Below are 17343 nucleotides of genomic sequence, written 5' to 3'. Positions count from 1 at the left end.
TTGGTCTGTTGGGGCCGAAAATAGGCCGCGGGATACCAGACCGCAAAACGACGGCGGGGGGCATAGGGCGCTCCGGTCCGGGTGGTGACCCTACCGCAACGGACCGAAGATCGTGCCGCGGGAAGTCTACCGCGTACTACTAGATCAGGTTGGGATACTCGTCTTCGGGCGGCTTCGGTACCGGCTTGATCATGGGCAGGTCGACCACCTTAGCTTCCTTCGGACCGATGGTAATGAAGCGCAGAAAGCCGCCGTGACATTCGGCAATGTGGCGGGCGAACGTCCGGAAGTTGTGGTAGTACAGATAGCCGTAGGGCTCGCGCAGTTTGGGTAGTATGTCGTTGAGTTTACTCAGCTCCGCGACGATATACCTTTCCCGTTCCTCGACGCCGTTTTGCATGCCGTTGTAGAGTTGTTGAATCCGCTCCGATAGTCCTTCGTCGATGATCTCGTAGTAGGCATTGAGTCGACCGCGATTATTGTAGCTGCGGATGTCGGCGAGCCGCTGTGCTTCGGAGAGTTCCACCTCATCGAGGACATTGTCCGCGGCCCCCACCAGGATCGTGATCAGCGGAATGGCGTCAAACATGAGCTGTTGCTCTTCCGGGGTCAGGGTGTTGAACTCTCTCAGCATTAGTTTCTACTTTGGGCCAACAAACATACAATGCACACCCGAAGCCCATGCAGCAATTTCTCCTTTTTTTGATGGCGGTGGTCGCGGGTGCCATGCTTGCCGTGCAGGCCGGGCTCAACAGCGGAATCGGAAAAGCGGTGAAGAGTCCGGTGTACGGCGCCCTCATTTCCTTCGTTACCGGAGGCATCGCCCTGCTCGCCTACTGCCTCGTAACCCGGGTGCCGCTGGGCAACGTGCGCCGGGCCTTCGAGCTTCCGTGGTACTACTGGATGGGGGGCGTGCTGGGCGGATTTTACGTCTTTGCCATCATCGTGCTGGCACCCCGGCTGGGCGTAGCCCTCACCATCGGACTCACCGTGGCCGGACAAATGATTTTCAGCCTGGTAATCGACCACTACGGACTGATGGGCATCCCCCAGCAGTCCGTGAACTGGCTGCGGGTGGCGGGAATCGCCCTCATCATCGGGGGCGTGGTAATGCTGCGAACGAACTGAACTTGTTTACCTTTACCGCCTCTAATCGCTTTACATGGGATGGTTTAAACGACTTAAGGACGGGATTCAGACGGCTACGCGCAACAAGAAGGAGGCACCCGAAGGGCTCTGGTACAAATGCCCCCGGTGTAGTGAGACCGTAACCCGGAAGGAGTTGCGGGAAAACGTTTACAAGTGCCCCAGTTGCAATTACCACGAGCGCATCGGTTCCCAGGAGTACTTCAATCTGCTCTTCGACGGCAACTTCGAGGAATACGAAGCGGACATGGAAGCCGTCGACGTGCTGCAATTCAAGGACCTGAAGTCCTATAAGGATCGCCTACGCTCGGCCAAGAAGAAGACCGGTCTTTCCGACGCGATCCGCGTAGCCCGCGGGAAGCTCAACCGGCGCCCCCTCATTGTCGCCGCCATGGACTTCAGCTTCATCGGCGGCAGTATGGGTAGTGTCGTCGGCGAGAAGATCGCCTTCGCCATCGACGAAGCCCGCAAGACCCGCACTCCCCTGCTCATCATCTCCAAGACCGGAGGCGCGCGGATGATGGAGGCCGCCTTCAGCCTGATGCAGATGGCGAAGACCAGCGTAAAACTGAGCCAGCTTGCCAAGGATGGTGTCCCCTACTTCAGCCTCATGACCGACCCCACGACCGGGGGGGTAACCGCCAGCTACGCGATGCTCGGCGACATCAACCTGGCCGAACCCGAGGCACTAATCGCCTTCGCCGGCCCGCGGGTCGTGAAGGAAACGATCAAGAAGGAACTTCCGGAAGGATTCCAGACTTCGGAGTTTCTGTTGGAGCACGGCTTTCTGGACTTTATTGTCGATCGCGCCGACCTGACGGAACGCCTCTCCGACCTACTCCACCTCTTCGAGTCGGCCCAGAAGCCCGCCTAGACGATTGCCCGGCCCCGGAACAGGACATCGGTCAACTGATCACGTACCCACCGGGCGATCAGTACCCCGAGCTGCACCCAGCCCACGGGTGCGGACAGGCTTCCCACCAGTCGCACGATACCGACCACGGAATCCAGAAAAAAGTCGACGCTCTCCCCCATCCGCTTGAGGTAAGCTACGTGGGTGCGTCGATCCTGTCCGGAAGAGGATTCGTCCAGGAAAGTCACCGCGTCCATATCGACCGCAAAGCGGGTCAGCAGTACGGGATGCTTTCCGTCGACCGCCTCGCCGAGGGTCACGAAAGGTCGGCCCAGTAAATAGTGGGCCAGGTATCTGAAGCCCTCCAGGAACATGCCGATGCCTTCCTGTATGCGTTTGACGACTGCCTTCACGAAATCGAACACCGCCCCCAGCACGGCCCGTACCGCCCCCGCGATCCAGCCGATGACCCGGCCGATGGCACGGAAAGCGCCCCGGATCAGCCCGCGGATGCCGTAGTAGACCCGCCGGTGGGGATGTTTGCGCAGGTCACCGTAGGGCAGCCGCAACTCATCCCGCCGCCGGTCGAGCTGATCGTCCAGCCGTTCGTCCAGCCCCTCCCGCCGGATACGTTCCCAGATCAGATCTTCCTCCCGCCGGGCCTCCGCTTCGGGGGGCGGCACGTACGCATCCAGGAGTATACCGGCCAACCGCAGATCCACGATCCACAACTGCTCCTCCTCCGCGCCGGCCGGCAGGCACACCCGGTCCAATTGTCGGGCCGTTAACCCTCCGCCGGCTTCCCGTTCTTGCTGAACAAGCGCCGTAAGGGCGTCATGACTCAGCTTTCCGAAAATGCCGTCGAGGGTGCCCGGGTAAACTCCGGCCCGCCATAATCCTATTTGCAGCAGCCGTACGCCCAGACGGTTGGTTCCGGTGTCCTGGTGAAGTTCCTCGCGTTCCAGTCGCCGCCCGGCCCGTTTGGAAAGTCGCTCCAGTCGCTTCGCATCGCGGTCGTCAAGTAGGGGTATGCCTGCCGGATCGTCCAGGTCGTACACCAGGAAGTACGGCCGGGGACTCTGGGGGAGGAAGCGATGCGTCTCCCTGAATTTGTCGAAGATCAGCTGGGCATCCAGCAGCAGGGCCTGGACGGTAAGGTGGATCAGACGATCTTCCTTCTGGGGAAGTACGGCGGATAATTCTCCCCCCAGGGAGTTGTCTAAACTGTGCAGGTAGGGTACGAGGTCGTCATCGAAGTACGTCTTCCGGGCGGTCGATTTACGGTCCAGGTAGTCGTGAAACAACACCCGCACCCGGTAGGCCAGACTCCTCCCGTACGCCGAATGCTCCCCGATGCGGTAATCCGCGCGGGGAGACATTTCCGCATCGAAGGACGTATAGGCCCCCGCCCGAAGCACGAGTACGGACAACATTTGCTCGGTCCAGTCAAGTTGGTCGCTCCTGGACGTGGAAGGGAAACCGCCCACCGCCCGGAACGGCGGGTAATCGTCCTCCGCCACGAATTTTCCGACCGCCGACAGGACGGCACCCAGGAGCAGCGGCGGGGGTTGCGGCGTCTTGGATTCCCGCCAGGCGTGCCACTCCCCGAATTGTCCGGGCGTGAGGTAGGCCAGATCCGTGAGGTGCTGCACCGCTTCGTGCCACTGCCCGCGCCGGTTCCGGCCGTCCGTGTGCATGTGCGGCGAGGGGTGACGCAGGCCGGCGTGCGTCGGCATGGCGTAGCGGTCGGGAAGGACGACCTCGGTAAGGGTTAAAGCCCGGTCGGCGACACCGGAGGAGAAGTCGAGCGCCGTGAGTTCGCGGCAGGTGGCGATGAAGGATTCGGCACCCACTTCCCGCTATTTTTTACTGCCCAGCAGTAACTTCGAGATGCCGTCGGCCATGGCCGCCCGGGCGATTCCGGCGGCCTTTACCGTATCGTTGTGGAAGGTGAGGTAAATGGCCTCATCGGCCGTCAGGTTCTCCTTCACGAAGGATATGGTGTCCTTGTCGAGGCTTACGTGGGTCGCGGCCAGGGCCGTGATTTTCGAATCCCGCTTCATGATGTTTCCCTCCAGTTCCCGCATTATGCGGCCGAAACGAAGGGGGCGACTGTCCGAATCCTTGCCGTTGGTGCCGGTAGCAACGTCCTTGACCAGCACGGTCAGATTGCCGGTCACGGTGACCACGTCAAGGGTGGTCATGTCCTGAATAAAGTCGCCGAAAGATTTGTTGTCTGCCATAAAAAGAAGGTGGTATTTAAGTTATCGTGGCGCGCAGGCGGCGTAGTCGTTCCTGCAGTTCGTCGTAAGGTATGCCGGGGACGCGGGAGCAAGCGTCTTCGGGAAGCAAGGTGTACCGGAAGATAGGCTTTATTCCGGGTTCTTGTTGCTTGGTATACACCAGCAGCAGGTCGCTGAGCAGCGTGTAAGCCCCCATGGTCAGGCGGGGTCCGCCGGCTACCCGACGACCTCCACGCTCGCGATCGTTACGGGCGGTAAAGGGGCCGCAGTCAATGAACTCGTCCCGGTCATTGAGATAAGAACTTCCGCTGATGACCTGGCATCCGGCGCTCCAGTTGCTGATCCCCAGACCACTCCAGTGCACGTTAAAGGTGGGATTTGGCACGGGATCGAATCCGTCCCTCCGGTTGCGGCTGGTGAGCGCGTTGTCGTCGTGGACATCCCGGATCACCATGACGCCGGCACCGGCCGGGCGCGCGGCCTTGTATATGCGCGTCCGCCGATTGGGGCTGATGTTATGCCAGTCGAAGCGATATAGATGCTGACCCTCCGTGAGGTAGCCCTCCCGACCCTGGCGGGGGTTGGCATCCACGGAACCCCAGAAGTAGAACGTTTTGCCCCGTAACAGCAGCACGAATAGGTCATCCACCGGTCGTGTTCTTCCCGCCGGAAGACCGGAGGTTGCACCGAACCGGAGTCCGACCAGATGAGGCTCGTCCGGGTCGAATTCCCAGGCGTCCGGAACCAGGGAATCCCCCCGTCGTGCCGCGCCGATCAGGTGCCGCATCGTTTCCGTGGGCGCTTGTCGGTAGTGGGCCTTACAGTCCTGCAACCAGCGAATCCACCGGTCGTGATCCGGGGAGCGTTCTTCGTCCGACCACCGGGTACGGCGATCCTCGCGCTCCCACCGCTTGAGGTGAAAAGTGGTATCGGCCCCTACGACGCCATCCGGCCAACTGGGAGGAAACTGACCGTCCGTGACCGCCGGCAGATCGGTCGTCCGGACATACTCCTGAAACAAGCGTACGGCTGCCTGGGTCACGTAGCCGAAGATGCCGTCGTGGGCGGCATGGGGCATAAAACCTGATTTTTGCAGGGATTGGGTCAGCATCCGGATGCGGTTTCCGGGTACCGCTTCCCAGTCGCGCCACTCGTTGCGGCTATCGTCCCGGAACCGGTGCTCGCCCTCCGGGAAACCGACGGGATGATGGTAGAGTGACAGGAACGACCGTTTCTCCGCATCGGTCAGCGACACCGGATCGTCCGTACGTCCGAGGCGGAGGAGTTTCATTTCTTTCCCTTTATGTTGGTGACGAGGGCCGGCCACTGCATGTTCAGCCGCTCCAGGGCATCGACGATGATTTCGGTCATGACGTAGTCCCGAAACCAGCGTTGGTCCACGCCTACGACGTGCCAGGGGATTTCGCTGCGGTTCAGGGCGTCTTCGTAGGCGGCCCGGTACTCGTCCCAGTGCTCGCGCTCCTTCCAGTCGCCATCGTTGTGTTTGTAAAATTTGTCGGGCTGCTCGAGGCGTTCCATCAGCTCCTCCCGTTGCTGCTCCTTGCTGATGTGCAGGTAGAATTTCAGGATCAGCGTATTATTGTCGTAGGCCAGCAGCCGCTCGAAGGCGTTGATGCTCTCCATGCGACGGTTGACTTGCTCCTCGGTGATCCAACCGTGCACGCGTTGAATGAGCACGTCTTCGTAGTGACTGCGGTTGAAGATCACCATTTCCCCCTTCGCCGGTACTTCCTTATGGATGCGCCAGAGGAAATCGTGGTCAAACTCCAGCTCCGTGGGTTTCTTCCAGGGTACCGCGCGTAGCCCGAAGGGCGAACACGCCCCGAATACGTTGCGCATGGCCCCGTCCTTCCCACTGGCATCCATTCCCTGCAGAATGATGAGGACGGCGTGCTGCCGCTCGGCCACCAGGAGTCGGTGCAGTTCGGCGATCCGCTCGGCCCGACGGCGGGTAATCTCCTTGGCCTCGTTCTTGTCGAGATCTTCCGGAGCGCGGGTGGGTATTTTACTTAGATCGATCGTATTCATGGAATGGATTGTAGGCGGTCACCGGTCCTCGCTACCAGAAGTAGCCAACCAGGATAAAGGTGAGGATTAGTAAGATCAAAGCCTGGTAGCGATAGTTCTTATACCATATCACGTCCGCAAGTTCACGGGTTTCCGCGGCGATAATACCGCTGTTCCAGGTGTAGTTGGCGACCTTTTCCGCGGGCGGGGGCTCCGTCAGAAGGCTCACCGCGATGTTGGTGAGCGCACAGGCCACGAACAGGTAAAAAGTCCGGTGCAAAAAGTGGATCTCCAGAAAGGCGTTCGATTCCATCGCGCCGCGGGCTACCATGACACTCATTATTACGTACACCACCGACACGATCGCTCCGAAGATCAGGCTGTAAAACGCTCCGTGACCGTTCGCGCGCCGGTAGAACATGCCCACGATGAAGGCCGCCGCTACCGGTGGGGCGATGAAGCTCAGCACGATCTGAAGGTACTCCCAGAGGGATTTCGCCTTCTCGATCTGGGGAGCCCATAGGCAGGCGAGAATCACGAGGGCCAGCGTCGAGATCTGTCCGATGCGGACCAGCTGCTTGCTCGTCAGGTCCGGCTTGAGCTTAACCGCGAAGTCCATCGTGATCAGTGTCGAGGCCGAGTTGAAGGTAGCGCTTACCGAAGACATCATGGCCGCCAGCAGGCCGGCCAGCACCAGGCCCAGTATCCCCTTGGGCAGCAGCGTAAAGAGCAACAGGGGATAGGTCGCATTGGGACAGTCCACCAGATTCTGACAGGTCCCTCCGTCGGGAAGCTCGTAGGCGAGACTGGCAATGTCGAAATCCTTGAACAGAATGATGGCCAGGGTACCCGGCAGCACCATAATGAACAGTACCGGGAGTTTGAGCAGGCCGGCGAAGAGGGCTCCCCAGCGACCGTGATCGAGGTTTTTGGCCCCGAGTACCCGCTGTACCATGAACTGGTTATTAGCCCAGAAGTAGAAGCCCAGGATGGGGGCTCCGAGCAGCAGACCCGTCCAGGGCATGAAGCGATCGTCGGCCGGTCGCACCAGGCTCAGTATTTCCTCCGCATTGCCGGGGGTATAGTAGGTCGTTTCGTACACCCGTTCGGACGGCGGAATCGTGGTGGTCGCTACCCCCTCGATGACCCCGGAAGCTTCCGGATTGATGTCGTTGATGTTGGGAAGTTCACCGGCGGCGCCCAGGGCGTTTAGCTGCGCGATCATTTCATTCCAGCCCCCTACCTCGTCGAAGGCGTAGTAGGTGATGAAACAACTGCCGATGATGAGCAAAATGGCCTGGATAACCTCCGTTTGAATCACCGAGTTCAACCCTCCCGGAACCGTATAGGCCGCCGCGGCAATAGCCAGGATAGATACGATGGTGAAGGTATTCAGTCCCGGAAATAACAGCTTGAGCACCACGGTACCCACGTATAGGCCGGCCGCCGTGTCGATCAAGACATTACCCACGATGGTCACGAAACTAAAGTAATAGCGGGAGCGCACGTCGTAGCGCCGTTCCAGGAACTCCGGCATCGTATACACCTTTGACCGTAGATAGAACGGGAGAAAAAAGATGGCGAAGAATACGAGCACTACCGAGGCCAGCCATTCGTAGTTAAATACTTGAGTATTGGTCTTTGCCGCATCTCCGGCCAGGCCCACCAGCGTCGAGCTCGATATATTCGCCGCGAACAGGGAAATACCGACGATCGGCCAGGTCATGTTGCGGCCGGCCAGAAAGTATTCTTCCGAAGACTGCGCCCGGGCGGAATACAGTCCGTACCCAATGATAAATATGGCATACACCCCCATGACCGTCAGATCGAGGGCGGTGAGTTCAAATGTTTCCATGCAAGGATCGCACTAGTAAAGATTGCCACGCGTGAGGTCACGTAAGTATAAGCAAAACCTAATTGGCCGGCTCCCGCGCCGCCCGCCCCCACTGCCCGTCCGTACGCATGGCTTTCCCAATTACTTCGGCTCCCGCGTTCCCGCCCGAAATTTTCCCTAATTTTGCGGCATGAGCAGACTCCTGCCCCTTCTGGTGTTAGTACTGAGTGTTGGCTGCCGGACGAAGGCGCTCCCGGAAACCCTTGAGCCCGCCCCCGCTTCCCTGCGTATCGAAGCCTTTGATGCCGCCGCCACCCGGGCTCTGTTCGGGGACGAACCCGTGATTGAGGTCCTCTTCGGGGGCATGGACTGGTCCGAAGGCCCGCTGGTACTACCGAACGGTGAGGTTATTTGCTCCGACGTACCGCGTAACCATATTGTACAGTGGACCGGCGATACCAGCCGCGTGTGGCTATCCGCCTCGGGAACCACCGATAACGCCTACAGCCGGGAACCCGGCAGCAACGGACTGGCCCTGAACGCCGCCGGTCAATTGCTCCTCTGTCAGCACGGAAACCGGCGCGTGGCCCTGATGGAAGCGCCCCTGGACGATCCCCGGCCCCGTTTCCGTAGCCTGGCCGACCGCTACGAGGGCAAGCGCTTTAATTCCCCCAACGATCTGGTAGTAGCCGCCGACGGCAGCATCCTCTTCACCGATCCCCCCTACGGACTGCCCGACGATGCCGAACGCGAACTGGATTACTGCGGCGTATTTCGCATCGATCCCCGCGGGCGGGTGACCCTGCTCACCAAAGCGTACAGCCGGCCGAACGGTATCGGACTGAGCCCGGACGGTAATACACTTTACATCGGCAATTCCGACGGTCAGCGGGCAGTGGTGACGGCTACGCCCATCCTGGACGCTGACTTCACGCTCGGGGAAGCCCGTACGCTCATCGACGCGACCGAACTGGCGGGTACGGTCCCCGGATCCCCGGATGGCCTGGCCGTTGCGCGGGATGGCCGTATCTATGCCACCAGTCCGGGTGGTGTATGGGTGATTCGCCCGGACGGCACGTTGCTCAGTAAGGTGCGCAGCGACCGGCCCGTTTCGAACGTCGAACTCTCCCCGGGGGAGGATTGGCTTTACCTCACCAACGATGACCGGCTCGTACGTGTAAAATTGAATAATTTATGATCCAACTGAACGATCACGATATTAACGAAGCGGCTACCGCCATACGCCGGGGCATGGAAGTGTACGTCCACCGCGAACACGGCCGGATGCTCATCGCCGACGACCCGGAACGCAACGTCCGGGCCGATCCCGAAGTCTTCGAAGCGGTGATGCAGGACGTCAGTATCGACCCCGACGCCTACATCCACATCGAGCGTATGACGGCTCCGGAAGCCATTAAGGTCATGGCCGCCTTCACCGACCGGGTACGCAACCAAGAACTGTGGCAGGCACTCAGTTACGCCCTCAAGCGGCCGAATCCCTTCCAGAATTTTAAGGCGGAACTCGGGCGCTTCCCTAAAAACTACGAGCGGTGGCGGCAGTTCCGTCAGCAACGGTACTCCGAGTACGTACGCGGCAGGTTGCAGGAGGAAGCCCAGTAAGCCTTGCCGCCGCCCGTACGCCTTCTGCGGCGCGACCGCATAGACAACCTCCGCTGGGACCACACCGTCACCAACGACGCCCGCCCCCTACCTTACGCGCTGAGCTGGTGGCTCGACACGGTAACCGACGGGTGCTGGGACGGCCTGGTCTATGGTGATTACCTCGCCGTGCTTCCCCTGCCCCGTCTGCACCGGTTTGGATTCCTGCCGGCCATCCTGCGCCCTGCCTACACTCAGCAGCTTGGTCCCTTCGGCTCCGGGGATCCGGATATCGTCCGTGCCCTACTGGATGCCATTCCCCGCTCCTTTCAACTAGCGCTCCCGCTGCGGCCCGACCTGCCCGAACGTGCCATCCCGGAGCGATTCTCCCGACGGCGGCGGGTCAACTACGTACTCGGACTCGAGCGGCCGTTCACCGAATTGGCAAATGCTTTTCCCAGAAAGCTCCAGGCGTACTTGCGGAAGTGCGAAAGCGACAGACTCGTACCCATTACTCCGGCAGACTTGGTCGCGGTGTCCCGCCGGGAACTGGCCGGCCGGGATGGCCTACGGTCCGCTCACTTTACCGTGTTGGAGAAGTTGATCGCTACCGCAACGGACCGGGGATATGGTTCCTCCTACGCGCTTTACGAGAATCAAGAGTTGCTCGCCGTAGGTTTTTATCCGGAACTCGGGGGGCGTACCATCAATTTGGCGGCCGCCTCTACTCCTCTGGGGCGCAAGCGGCGGGGTATGAGTCGTCTGCTGGCTCTCGTGATGCGGGAGCGGGCGGGGACCGCGGGAGCCGTATTTGACTTCGAAGGATCCGAGCTTCCCGGAGTAGGCGCTTTTTTCGCCAAGTTCGGTGCCTACAACGAGGGTTACTGGATCATCGAAGAGCGGTTGTTTGGTCTGCGCTAAGTCGCAACCCGCCGGCCTTCCCGCCGTTGTGCCCCCTAAAGCGCTGGAAGAATGCCCGAGTTACCGGAAGTCCACAATTTCAAACTTTACTTCGACGCCGCGGCGACGGGACAGACGATCGCGGACGTGCGCGTGCACGACGACTACATCATCCGCAACCTGTCCGGCCCCGCCTTCACCGATGCACTTACCGGACGGCGGATCACGGGCAGCCTACGCAGGGGAAAGTACCTCTTCGCCGATCTTGACAACGGCCATGCGCTGCTCCTTCACTTCGGCATGACGGGCGACCTTCACCTGTACCAGGACGCCGTGGATCGTCATAAGTACGAACGGTTCGCCCTGCACTTTGCCGACGGAAATATTCTGGGATTCGACGATCCGCGTAAGTTTGCCCGCATTCTCTACCTCCATGATCGGGACGCCTACATCCGGGAGATAAAACTCGGCCCCGATGCGCTCGACATCACCCGGGAAACCTGGCTTGACTCCGTAAGGGGACGAAAAACCAGCGTCAAGGGGGTCTTGCTCAACCAATCAATCCTTGCCGGCGTCGGCAATCTCTACGCGGATGAAATTTGCTACCGCACGCGCATTCACCCCGCATCCCGCATCAGCGCCCTATCGGACGATCAACTGTTAACCCTGCACGCCGAAACCGTGGCGGTAATGACCTACGGGACGGAGAACGCGCCGTACTACAAGAACTATCCCGAAAACTGGTTCTGGCACGTGTGGCGGGAGGAAGGAAAACCGGGACCGGAGGGCGTCGGAGTGGTCAAGATCACCAAAGTGGCCGGGCGGACGACGTACTACGTGGAGGGGTGGCAGGAGGAGGTGGGTTAGTCTGTTAGTCTATTAGTCTGTTAGTCCGCTCGCGGGGCTCGCTGGTAGGTGGTTTAGCTTGTTTTTGGTAGTGTGGTAGTGTGGTAGTGTGGTAGTGTGGTAGTGTGGTAGTTTGGTTACCGGCTATCGGACTAGCTGCTGTCCCGGTCCGATTCACGTTGACCGACTCGCCGTTGCCAGGTTCGAAGTACTGCTCGGAGACGAGGGAAAATTCCGCACGGGTTGATCTGCTTCTCAATTTTTTCGGTCAGCGTACCCAAAGTGCCTCTTTCCTTTAGGGCTTCGCTCGCCACATTTATCACTTAGGCAGAAGTGACTACAGCAAGCAGCAGGACAGCTAATCTTCTGCTTGATCGCTGCATAGTGCAAGTGAAAGTTGTCGACTCAGCTCGGGGTCTAATCTTGCCAAAGAACTAGCTAGCACACTACCCGGCTCGGAGAACGTTCCAATTCAGCACCTTCTTCCAGCCTAAATGACTATCCGCCAGATACTACCAGCCCTCGCCCTACTTACTACCAGCTACCGACTACTACATTACTGACTGGCTACCCGCAACCTGCTATGAATCCGCGCCCGCTCAGGACCAAGTACCACATTACCGACTACCACATCACCTGCTCACAGCCAATACGACTATCCACCAAATACTACCAGCCCTCGCTCTACTTACTACCAGCTACCGACTACCATATTACTGACTGGCTACCCGCAACCTGCTATGAATCCGCGCCCGCTCAGGACCAAGTACCACATTACCAACTACCCCCTAAATGACTAACAGCCTAAACGACTACCCCCACATTCTACCAGCCCCCGCCCTGCTTACTACCACGTACCAAACTACCAACTACCACACTACCAACTACCCCCTAAATGACTAACAGCCAAACGACTACCCCCCACATTCTACCAGCCCCCGCCCGCTAACTACCATGTACCAAATTACCGACTACCACACTACCAACTACCCTCTAAACGACTAACAGCCTAAACAACTACCCCCCACATTCTACCAGCCCCCGCCCGCTTACTACCACGTACCAAATTACCGACTACCACATTACCAACTACCCCCTAAACGACTAACAGCCTAACCGCCTAATACCCCCTCCCCTACATCCTCTCCGGCATCTCAATGCCCAGAATATTCATTCCCGACTTCAGCACGTTGCCAACGGCGCGGCAGAGACTGAGCCGGAAGGCGATGGCGGCCTCGGAGTCCGCATTCAGGATGCTGACGTCGTGCCAGAATTTGTGGAGGTGCTTGGCGAGTTCGTAGCAGTACATAGCTACCACGGAAGGGTCGTACTGCTGGGCGGCGTCGCGCAGGAGCGTAGGATATGCGTAAAGATGACTGATCAGTTCCCGCTCGGCGGGTTCGAGTTGGGTGTATTCGGCGGCTGCGGAAAGGTCACGGTCACCGGCCTTACGCCACACGGCCCGGGTACGCACGTAGGCGTTTTGCACGTACGGTCCGGTCTGTCCCTGGAGGTCCACGCTTTCCTTCGGGTCGAAGGTCATACGCTTCTGGGGGCCCACCTTGATGATCTGAAACTTCAGCGCGGCCATTCCGACTTTGCGAATGATTTCCCGGCGCTCTTCTTCACTGAGCTCGCTGGTGGCCTCGCGTTCCAGGCTGGACTGGTAGGCCTCCTGAATGACCTCATCCATCAGGTCGTCGGCATCGACTACCGTCCCTTCGCGGCTCTTCATGCGTCCCGTCGGTAAGTCCACCATGCCATAGCTAAGGTGGAATAGTCCGTCCGCGTAGGGCTCTTCCAGTCGCTTCAGGAGTTCGAACAGGACCTGAAAGTGGTAATTCTGCTCATCGGCTACGGTATAGACCATTCGCTTCGCCCCGAAATCATCGTAGCGAAGGCGGGCGGTGCCCAGGTCCTGGGTGATGTACAGGCTGGTACCATCGCTGCGGAGGATGGCTTTCTGATCCAGTTTGGCATCGGAGAGATCGGCGAATACCGAACCATCTTCCTTGCGGTAGAAAGCTCCCTTTTCCAGTCCGGCCTCCACCATATCCTTACCGAGCAGGTAGGTTTGTGACTCGTAGTAAAGCTTATCGAAGCTTACCCCCAGCCGGCGGTACGTTTCCTCGAAACCTTCGTACACCCAGCCGTTCATTTTATTCCATAGCGCCACGGTCTCGGGGTCCCCGTCCTCCCACTTGAGAAGCATCTCCTTGGCGGCGGCGCCCAGTTCGCTGTGCGTATTGAAGTAGGTGTTCTTGTAGGATTTCCAAAACTCCTCCGCGTCGCGCTGCTTCGGATCGTTACTGCGTATGGCCGCGGCGGCGGGGGTTTGTTGCCAGGCGCGGTATTCCTCCTGAAAGCGTTGCTCGAACTGGACGTAGTATTCCCCGACGAAGTGATCGGGTTTGGTACCGGTCGACTGCGGCGTTGCCCCGTCACCGAAGCGTTGCCAGGCAAGCATCGACTTACAGATCGCGATCCCCCGGTCGTTGATGATCTGTACTTTCTTGACGTCAAAGCCGGCCGCCGTGAGCAACTGGGCCGTCGACCACCCCAGCAAAATATTGCGCACGTGACCGAGGTGCAGCGGCTTATTGGTATTCGGACTCGAGAATTCAACGACTACCCGTTCGTCCGTTTTTTCGGCGATCCCAAAGGTATCCGCGGCGGCGGTATTTAGGAGAAATTGGATCCAGAACCGGTCGGCGATCACCAGATTCAGGAATCCCTTGATTACATTATAGTCGCTTACTTCCGGCAAGGTTTCCTTCAGGTACTCGCCGAGTTCGGCTCCGATCTGCTCGGGCTTTTTGCGGGCCAGCCGGGTCAAGGGGAAGGTGACGACCGTGAACTCACCGTCGAATTCCCGGCGGGTAGACTGCAGGGTTACGTCTTTATCCTCGGCATTGATGCCGTAGAGGGTTTCCAGGCCGGCGAGCACACCGGAAGTTAATTTTTCGGGAAGCTGTTGCGTCATAAGACCGGCAAAGATAGGATGCTTTACGGGACGTTTCCTACCTCCGTGTCCGTTAGGGAAACCCGCAGGTGCTCGAGCGCCTCCTGTGCCACCGCCCTTACTTTAGGAGAGGTCGTCGGATCATCGACGTAGTGCGCCAGCACGGGAATGTACTGGGCGTCACCGAGCGTCGACATCAGACGCAGGGAAGCCAGTTTAAGTTGGTGATCGCGCCCGCGGAGGTTGCGCCGCAGCGACTTAAACTCCCGTCGCCGCAGGCTGCTAACGTTATCCGCCGGGGCCAGGAACTCCACCTGCTGCCCGCTGATCTGTCGCTGCCGGTGATCCAGCAGTGGAATGATGAGACGCTTCAGGGATAGTTCGAGCAGGTTGTCGAGAAACTCGATCCCGCTCACCTGGATCGAGGTGGTGTCGCTGTTCAGGGCCAGATGCACCGGGATGATGTCGGCCGGCGGATACCGCAGCCCCAGTAACCGAAACATGCGGTTAAAGGTGCCGTTCATGCGCTGCCGGAGCAGATTCGCGTAGGCTTCCCGGTAGGCCAGTTCGTCTTCTCCCCGGGTGTAGCGCAACAGCACGTACTGAACGTTGAGTTGTTGCTGCTGGGATTCGAACGTGCGGGCTTCGGCTACGATGAGTCGGTAGATCACCTTGGCGGGCATACCGCGCTTGGGAAAATCCCGGCGTACGGCGTTCAGGGCTCGCAGGACCTCCATGCGGAGCGGCAGGTCGTGCGGAAACCAACGCTCGATGAAGGAAAAGAGAATGTCCACCGTTTGCTGCCGGTCGATCTTTTCCAGGACCGAAGGTAGACGGCGGACTTCCTCCAGCGAGAGTTCCTTGGATGCAATAAGACCGGGCACCACCGATAACAGCCCCCCCTGATACTGCACCAGCGCATTGATCACCAACGGACGCATGGTTGGCACCGTAATGAGGTGCAGCAGGGGTACGATCAAATTTTCGTGCAGACTTTCCCCGGCCGCCAGAATGGCGTAGCGCAGAATCGTTTCATCCTCCTCCAGCAGAGCCCGCTGAATGAAGGCCCGTCCGGTAGCCGTATTGGACCGTCCGGACGCCTTGAGCAGGTAATGGTACCATTTGGTGCGCTCCTCTTCCGGGTAGTTGGGTAGGCGGCGTATATGGCGGCGCAGGCGCTGACTCACTTTCCACTGTCGCTGCCCGTAGTCGTTACCCGCCATCTCGGTCGCCAGGCTGACCAGGGCGGCACCCGCAATATCGGGGTCGGGATCCTCCAGATGAGCGACGAGGGTTTCGGTACCCACCTCCTTCGGCCGGGAGAACAGGTAGTCGAAGGCCGCCGAGCGAACCAGCCTGTCGGGATCACGCAGCAGCGGCAGCACCTCGTCGATCAGTTCGATGCCGGGCTGCAGATACAGGCTCCGCAGAGCGCGGGAGCGGACGTTTGCCGACGGGTGAGACAGCAGTCTCCGCACGGGCTCCCGGAACGATTCGCTGCTCAGGTCATCCGTCCGCTCCAGTACGTACAGAAGCTGTTTTTCGTGGGTGCTCATCTGCCCCTCCTCCAGCACCTGCAGGAAGCCCGCCATCACTTTCCGGTGGTGACTCTTCAGGCGGCTACGGTGCTCCTTCGGCTTGAGGTGGGACAACTGGGCGCGGAAGGCCTCGATGTATTCTTCCCGGATCATAATCACGCTCACCATCCAACCCGCCACCAGCAGGAGCACGAACCAGCTAATTGCCGGAGCGGATACGCCAAGCATCTGCGTGAGTGCGATCAGCAGTAATCCACCGAGTCCACCCGCCAAACTGTCGACAAACACGTCGATGTAAGTCTTGACCTTTTTCTTCGTTTCCTCGTCGAGGGGAAGGAACAGCATCTCCACGCTCGCCCGGCTTAGACTCTGCTTCAGGCTACCGTCCACCGAACGACTGATGATGGCGGCATTCAGTCCGGGCATGAACAGCATGACCGCGGCGCCCAGCCCCAGTCCCACCGGGTGCAGCAGCAGTGCCCCGCTCACCCCCAGGCCCTGGACCACTCGATGCGTTAGCACCAATTGTATGCCTAGCGCCACGATGTTGAAAGTGGAATACCAGAAACCGAAGAAGGCGGCCAGACGGTCCTGATCCCCGTAGCGCTCCGCGGCCAGTACGCTGAACTGATAATCCACCAGCTTGGCGACCGTTACGCTCAGGGCCACGATTCCGCACAGCAATAACAGGTGGCGGCTGCCCAAAATCAGGCGGTGGGGCGGCTTGTTGTCCGTATTTGATTTTCGCTTCCGGCTGATGACGCTCTTACGCTTCGCGACGTAGCGCCGCCACACGAAGGCTGTCAACATGAGACACGGGACCAGCAGGGAGGCGGCCAAAAAGATCAGGTTCCGCGCACCGATCTCCCGGGCCAACAGCGTGGTGATGTAGCCCCCGGTGATCCCGCCCGCGATAGCCCCGGCTCCGATAAGACCGAAGAGTCGTTTTGCCTGTCGTACGTCAAATACGAAACTGGCCATCATCCAGAATTGGGAAGCGGCCAGGACCCCGAAGATCGCGGTCCAGAGGTACAGGATGATCGCCACCGTCGGCCGGGCCGGCGGCAAGCGCATAAACGCGGCACAGCCCAGCAAAATAAACAAACAAACCACCAGAGATACCACACTGACTTGCAGCAAATTATACCGCCTGAGCGCGGCGGAATATCCGGTGCTGACGACCGCCGCCAACAGGGCCGTGGCCAGGAAGATATACGGGAGTCCTACCGCTCCGTACTCCGACAGGAACAGCGCGCTGGCCGTGGGTTTTACGATCAGCAGCGTGCAGATGATGATGAAAACCAGCAGTTGGAGCAAGAGCACGGCCCCCCACTCCCCCGGGCGGGCACGAAATAGCTTGCTCAGAACCTGCTGCATAGGTAGGTGTTAACGTC

At 59.5% G+C, this 17343-nt stretch carries 14 protein-coding genes; 6 read left to right on the top strand and 8 right to left on the bottom strand.

Annotation, left to right across the window (positions count from 1 at the left end; translation table 11 throughout):
- Positions 1–139: 139 nt before the first annotated feature.
- Positions 140–634: a hypothetical protein gene (locus tag NMA52_RS17570; RefSeq protein WP_254829017.1), complete on the bottom strand. Its 495-nt coding sequence runs from the start codon at positions 632–634 to the stop codon at positions 140–142.
- 47 nt (positions 635–681) lie between these two features.
- Between NMA52_RS17570 and NMA52_RS17565 the strand changes: the two genes are divergently transcribed.
- Together NMA52_RS17565 and accD are read left to right on the top strand one after the other, a co-directional pair.
- Positions 682–1128, top strand: coding sequence for a DMT family transporter (locus NMA52_RS17565; protein ID WP_254829016.1), 447 nt, complete (start codon positions 682–684; stop codon positions 1126–1128).
- A 34-nt stretch (positions 1129–1162) separates the two neighbouring features.
- Positions 1163–2020 carry an acetyl-CoA carboxylase, carboxyltransferase subunit beta gene (gene accD, locus NMA52_RS17560; RefSeq protein ID WP_254829015.1) on the top strand — a complete coding sequence of 286 codons (858 nt, stop codon included), beginning with the start codon at positions 1163–1165 and terminating at the stop codon, positions 2018–2020.
- Here accD and NMA52_RS17555 read toward each other — a convergent pair.
- Genes NMA52_RS17555 through NMA52_RS17535 form a run of 5 tightly spaced genes read right to left on the bottom strand, consistent with a single transcriptional unit; the run spans position 2017 to position 8125 of the window.
- Positions 2017–3852: a hypothetical protein gene (locus NMA52_RS17555; RefSeq protein ID WP_254829014.1), complete on the bottom strand. Its 1836-nt coding sequence runs from the start codon at positions 3850–3852 to the stop codon at positions 2017–2019. The two genes, accD and NMA52_RS17555, sit on opposite strands and share 4 nt — an antisense overlap.
- A 6-nt stretch (positions 3853–3858) precedes the next feature.
- Positions 3859–4242, bottom strand: a complete 384-nt coding sequence (locus NMA52_RS17550; protein ID WP_254829013.1) for a hypothetical protein — start codon at positions 4240–4242, stop codon at positions 3859–3861.
- Between the two features lie 16 nt (positions 4243–4258).
- Positions 4259–5533 carry a peptidoglycan-binding protein gene (locus tag NMA52_RS17545; RefSeq protein ID WP_254829012.1) on the bottom strand — a complete coding sequence of 425 codons (1275 nt, stop codon included), beginning with the start codon at positions 5531–5533 and terminating at the stop codon, positions 4259–4261.
- Complete coding sequence (locus NMA52_RS17540) at positions 5530–6291, bottom strand: PPK2 family polyphosphate kinase (RefSeq protein WP_254829011.1); 762 nt, start codon at positions 6289–6291, stop codon at positions 5530–5532. The genes NMA52_RS17545 and NMA52_RS17540 overlap by 4 nt, the downstream gene beginning before the upstream one ends.
- 31 nt (positions 6292–6322) lie before the next feature.
- Positions 6323–8125: a sodium:solute symporter gene (locus NMA52_RS17535; protein ID WP_254829010.1), complete on the bottom strand. Its 1803-nt coding sequence runs from the start codon at positions 8123–8125 to the stop codon at positions 6323–6325.
- A gap of 169 nt (positions 8126–8294) precedes the next feature.
- Here NMA52_RS17535 and NMA52_RS17530 point away from each other — a divergent pair, with 169 nt between their 5' ends.
- Genes NMA52_RS17530 through NMA52_RS17515 form a run of 4 tightly spaced genes read left to right on the top strand, consistent with a single transcriptional unit; the run spans position 8295 to position 11470 of the window.
- A complete protein-coding gene (locus NMA52_RS17530; RefSeq protein ID WP_254829009.1) occupies positions 8295–9302 on the top strand; it encodes an SMP-30/gluconolactonase/LRE family protein in 1008 nt (335 codons plus the stop codon).
- Positions 9299–9724 (top strand): UPF0158 family protein, encoded by a 426-nt coding sequence (locus NMA52_RS17525; RefSeq protein ID WP_254829008.1) that lies wholly within the window; start codon positions 9299–9301, stop codon positions 9722–9724. Before NMA52_RS17530 ends, NMA52_RS17525 begins: the two co-directional genes overlap by 4 nt.
- 3 nt (positions 9725–9727) lie before the next feature.
- Positions 9728–10624, top strand: coding sequence for a hypothetical protein (locus tag NMA52_RS17520; protein WP_254829007.1), 897 nt, complete (start codon positions 9728–9730; stop codon positions 10622–10624).
- Between the two features lie 51 nt (positions 10625–10675).
- Positions 10676–11470 (top strand): Fpg/Nei family DNA glycosylase, encoded by a 795-nt coding sequence (locus NMA52_RS17515; RefSeq protein WP_254829006.1) that lies wholly within the window; start codon positions 10676–10678, stop codon positions 11468–11470.
- A 1114-nt stretch (positions 11471–12584) separates the two neighbouring features.
- Here NMA52_RS17515 and argS read toward each other — a convergent pair.
- Complete coding sequence (argS, locus tag NMA52_RS17510; RefSeq protein WP_254829005.1) at positions 12585–14432, bottom strand: arginine--tRNA ligase; 1848 nt, start codon at positions 14430–14432, stop codon at positions 12585–12587.
- Positions 14433–14455: 23 nt separating this feature from the next.
- Positions 14456–17326, bottom strand: a complete 2871-nt coding sequence (locus NMA52_RS17505) for an Npt1/Npt2 family nucleotide transporter (protein WP_254829004.1) — start codon at positions 17324–17326, stop codon at positions 14456–14458.
- Positions 17327–17343 lie beyond the last annotated feature (17 nt).

The sequence above is a fragment of the Lewinella sp. JB7 genome, from assembly GCF_024297185.1.
In the GTDB taxonomy this organism is placed as follows: domain Bacteria; phylum Bacteroidota; class Bacteroidia; order Chitinophagales; family Saprospiraceae; genus Neolewinella.
The sequence above is the reverse complement of the archived record's forward strand: the minus strand, read 5'-3'. Positions and strand labels throughout refer to the sequence as shown.

What these genes read in the sequence shown, in the direction of transcription:
- NMA52_RS17570 (WP_254829017.1), bottom strand. Translation starts at nt 634, where the DNA reads ATGCTGAGAGAGTTCAACACCCTGACCCCGGAAGAGCAACAGCTCATG.
- NMA52_RS17565 (WP_254829016.1), top strand. Translation starts at nt 682, where the DNA reads ATGCAGCAATTTCTCCTTTTTTTGATGGCGGTGGTCGCGGGTGCCATG.
- accD (WP_254829015.1), top strand. Translation starts at nt 1,163, where the DNA reads ATGGGATGGTTTAAACGACTTAAGGACGGGATTCAGACGGCTACGCGC.
- NMA52_RS17550 (WP_254829013.1), bottom strand. Translation starts at nt 4,242, where the DNA reads ATGGCAGACAACAAATCTTTCGGCGACTTTATTCAGGACATGACCACC.
- NMA52_RS17545 (WP_254829012.1), bottom strand. Translation starts at nt 5,533, where the DNA reads ATGAAACTCCTCCGCCTCGGACGTACGGACGATCCGGTGTCGCTGACC.
- NMA52_RS17540 (WP_254829011.1), bottom strand. Translation starts at nt 6,291, where the DNA reads ATGAATACGATCGATCTAAGTAAAATACCCACCCGCGCTCCGGAAGAT.
- NMA52_RS17535 (WP_254829010.1), bottom strand. Translation starts at nt 8,125, where the DNA reads ATGGAAACATTTGAACTCACCGCCCTCGATCTGACGGTCATGGGGGTG.
- NMA52_RS17530 (WP_254829009.1), top strand. Translation starts at nt 8,295, where the DNA reads ATGAGCAGACTCCTGCCCCTTCTGGTGTTAGTACTGAGTGTTGGCTGC.
- NMA52_RS17525 (WP_254829008.1), top strand. Translation starts at nt 9,299, where the DNA reads ATGATCCAACTGAACGATCACGATATTAACGAAGCGGCTACCGCCATA.
- NMA52_RS17515 (WP_254829006.1), top strand. Translation starts at nt 10,676, where the DNA reads ATGCCCGAGTTACCGGAAGTCCACAATTTCAAACTTTACTTCGACGCC.
- argS (WP_254829005.1), bottom strand. Translation starts at nt 14,432, where the DNA reads ATGACGCAACAGCTTCCCGAAAAATTAACTTCCGGTGTGCTCGCCGGC.
- NMA52_RS17505 (WP_254829004.1), bottom strand. Translation starts at nt 17,326, where the DNA reads ATGCAGCAGGTTCTGAGCAAGCTATTTCGTGCCCGCCCGGGGGAGTGG.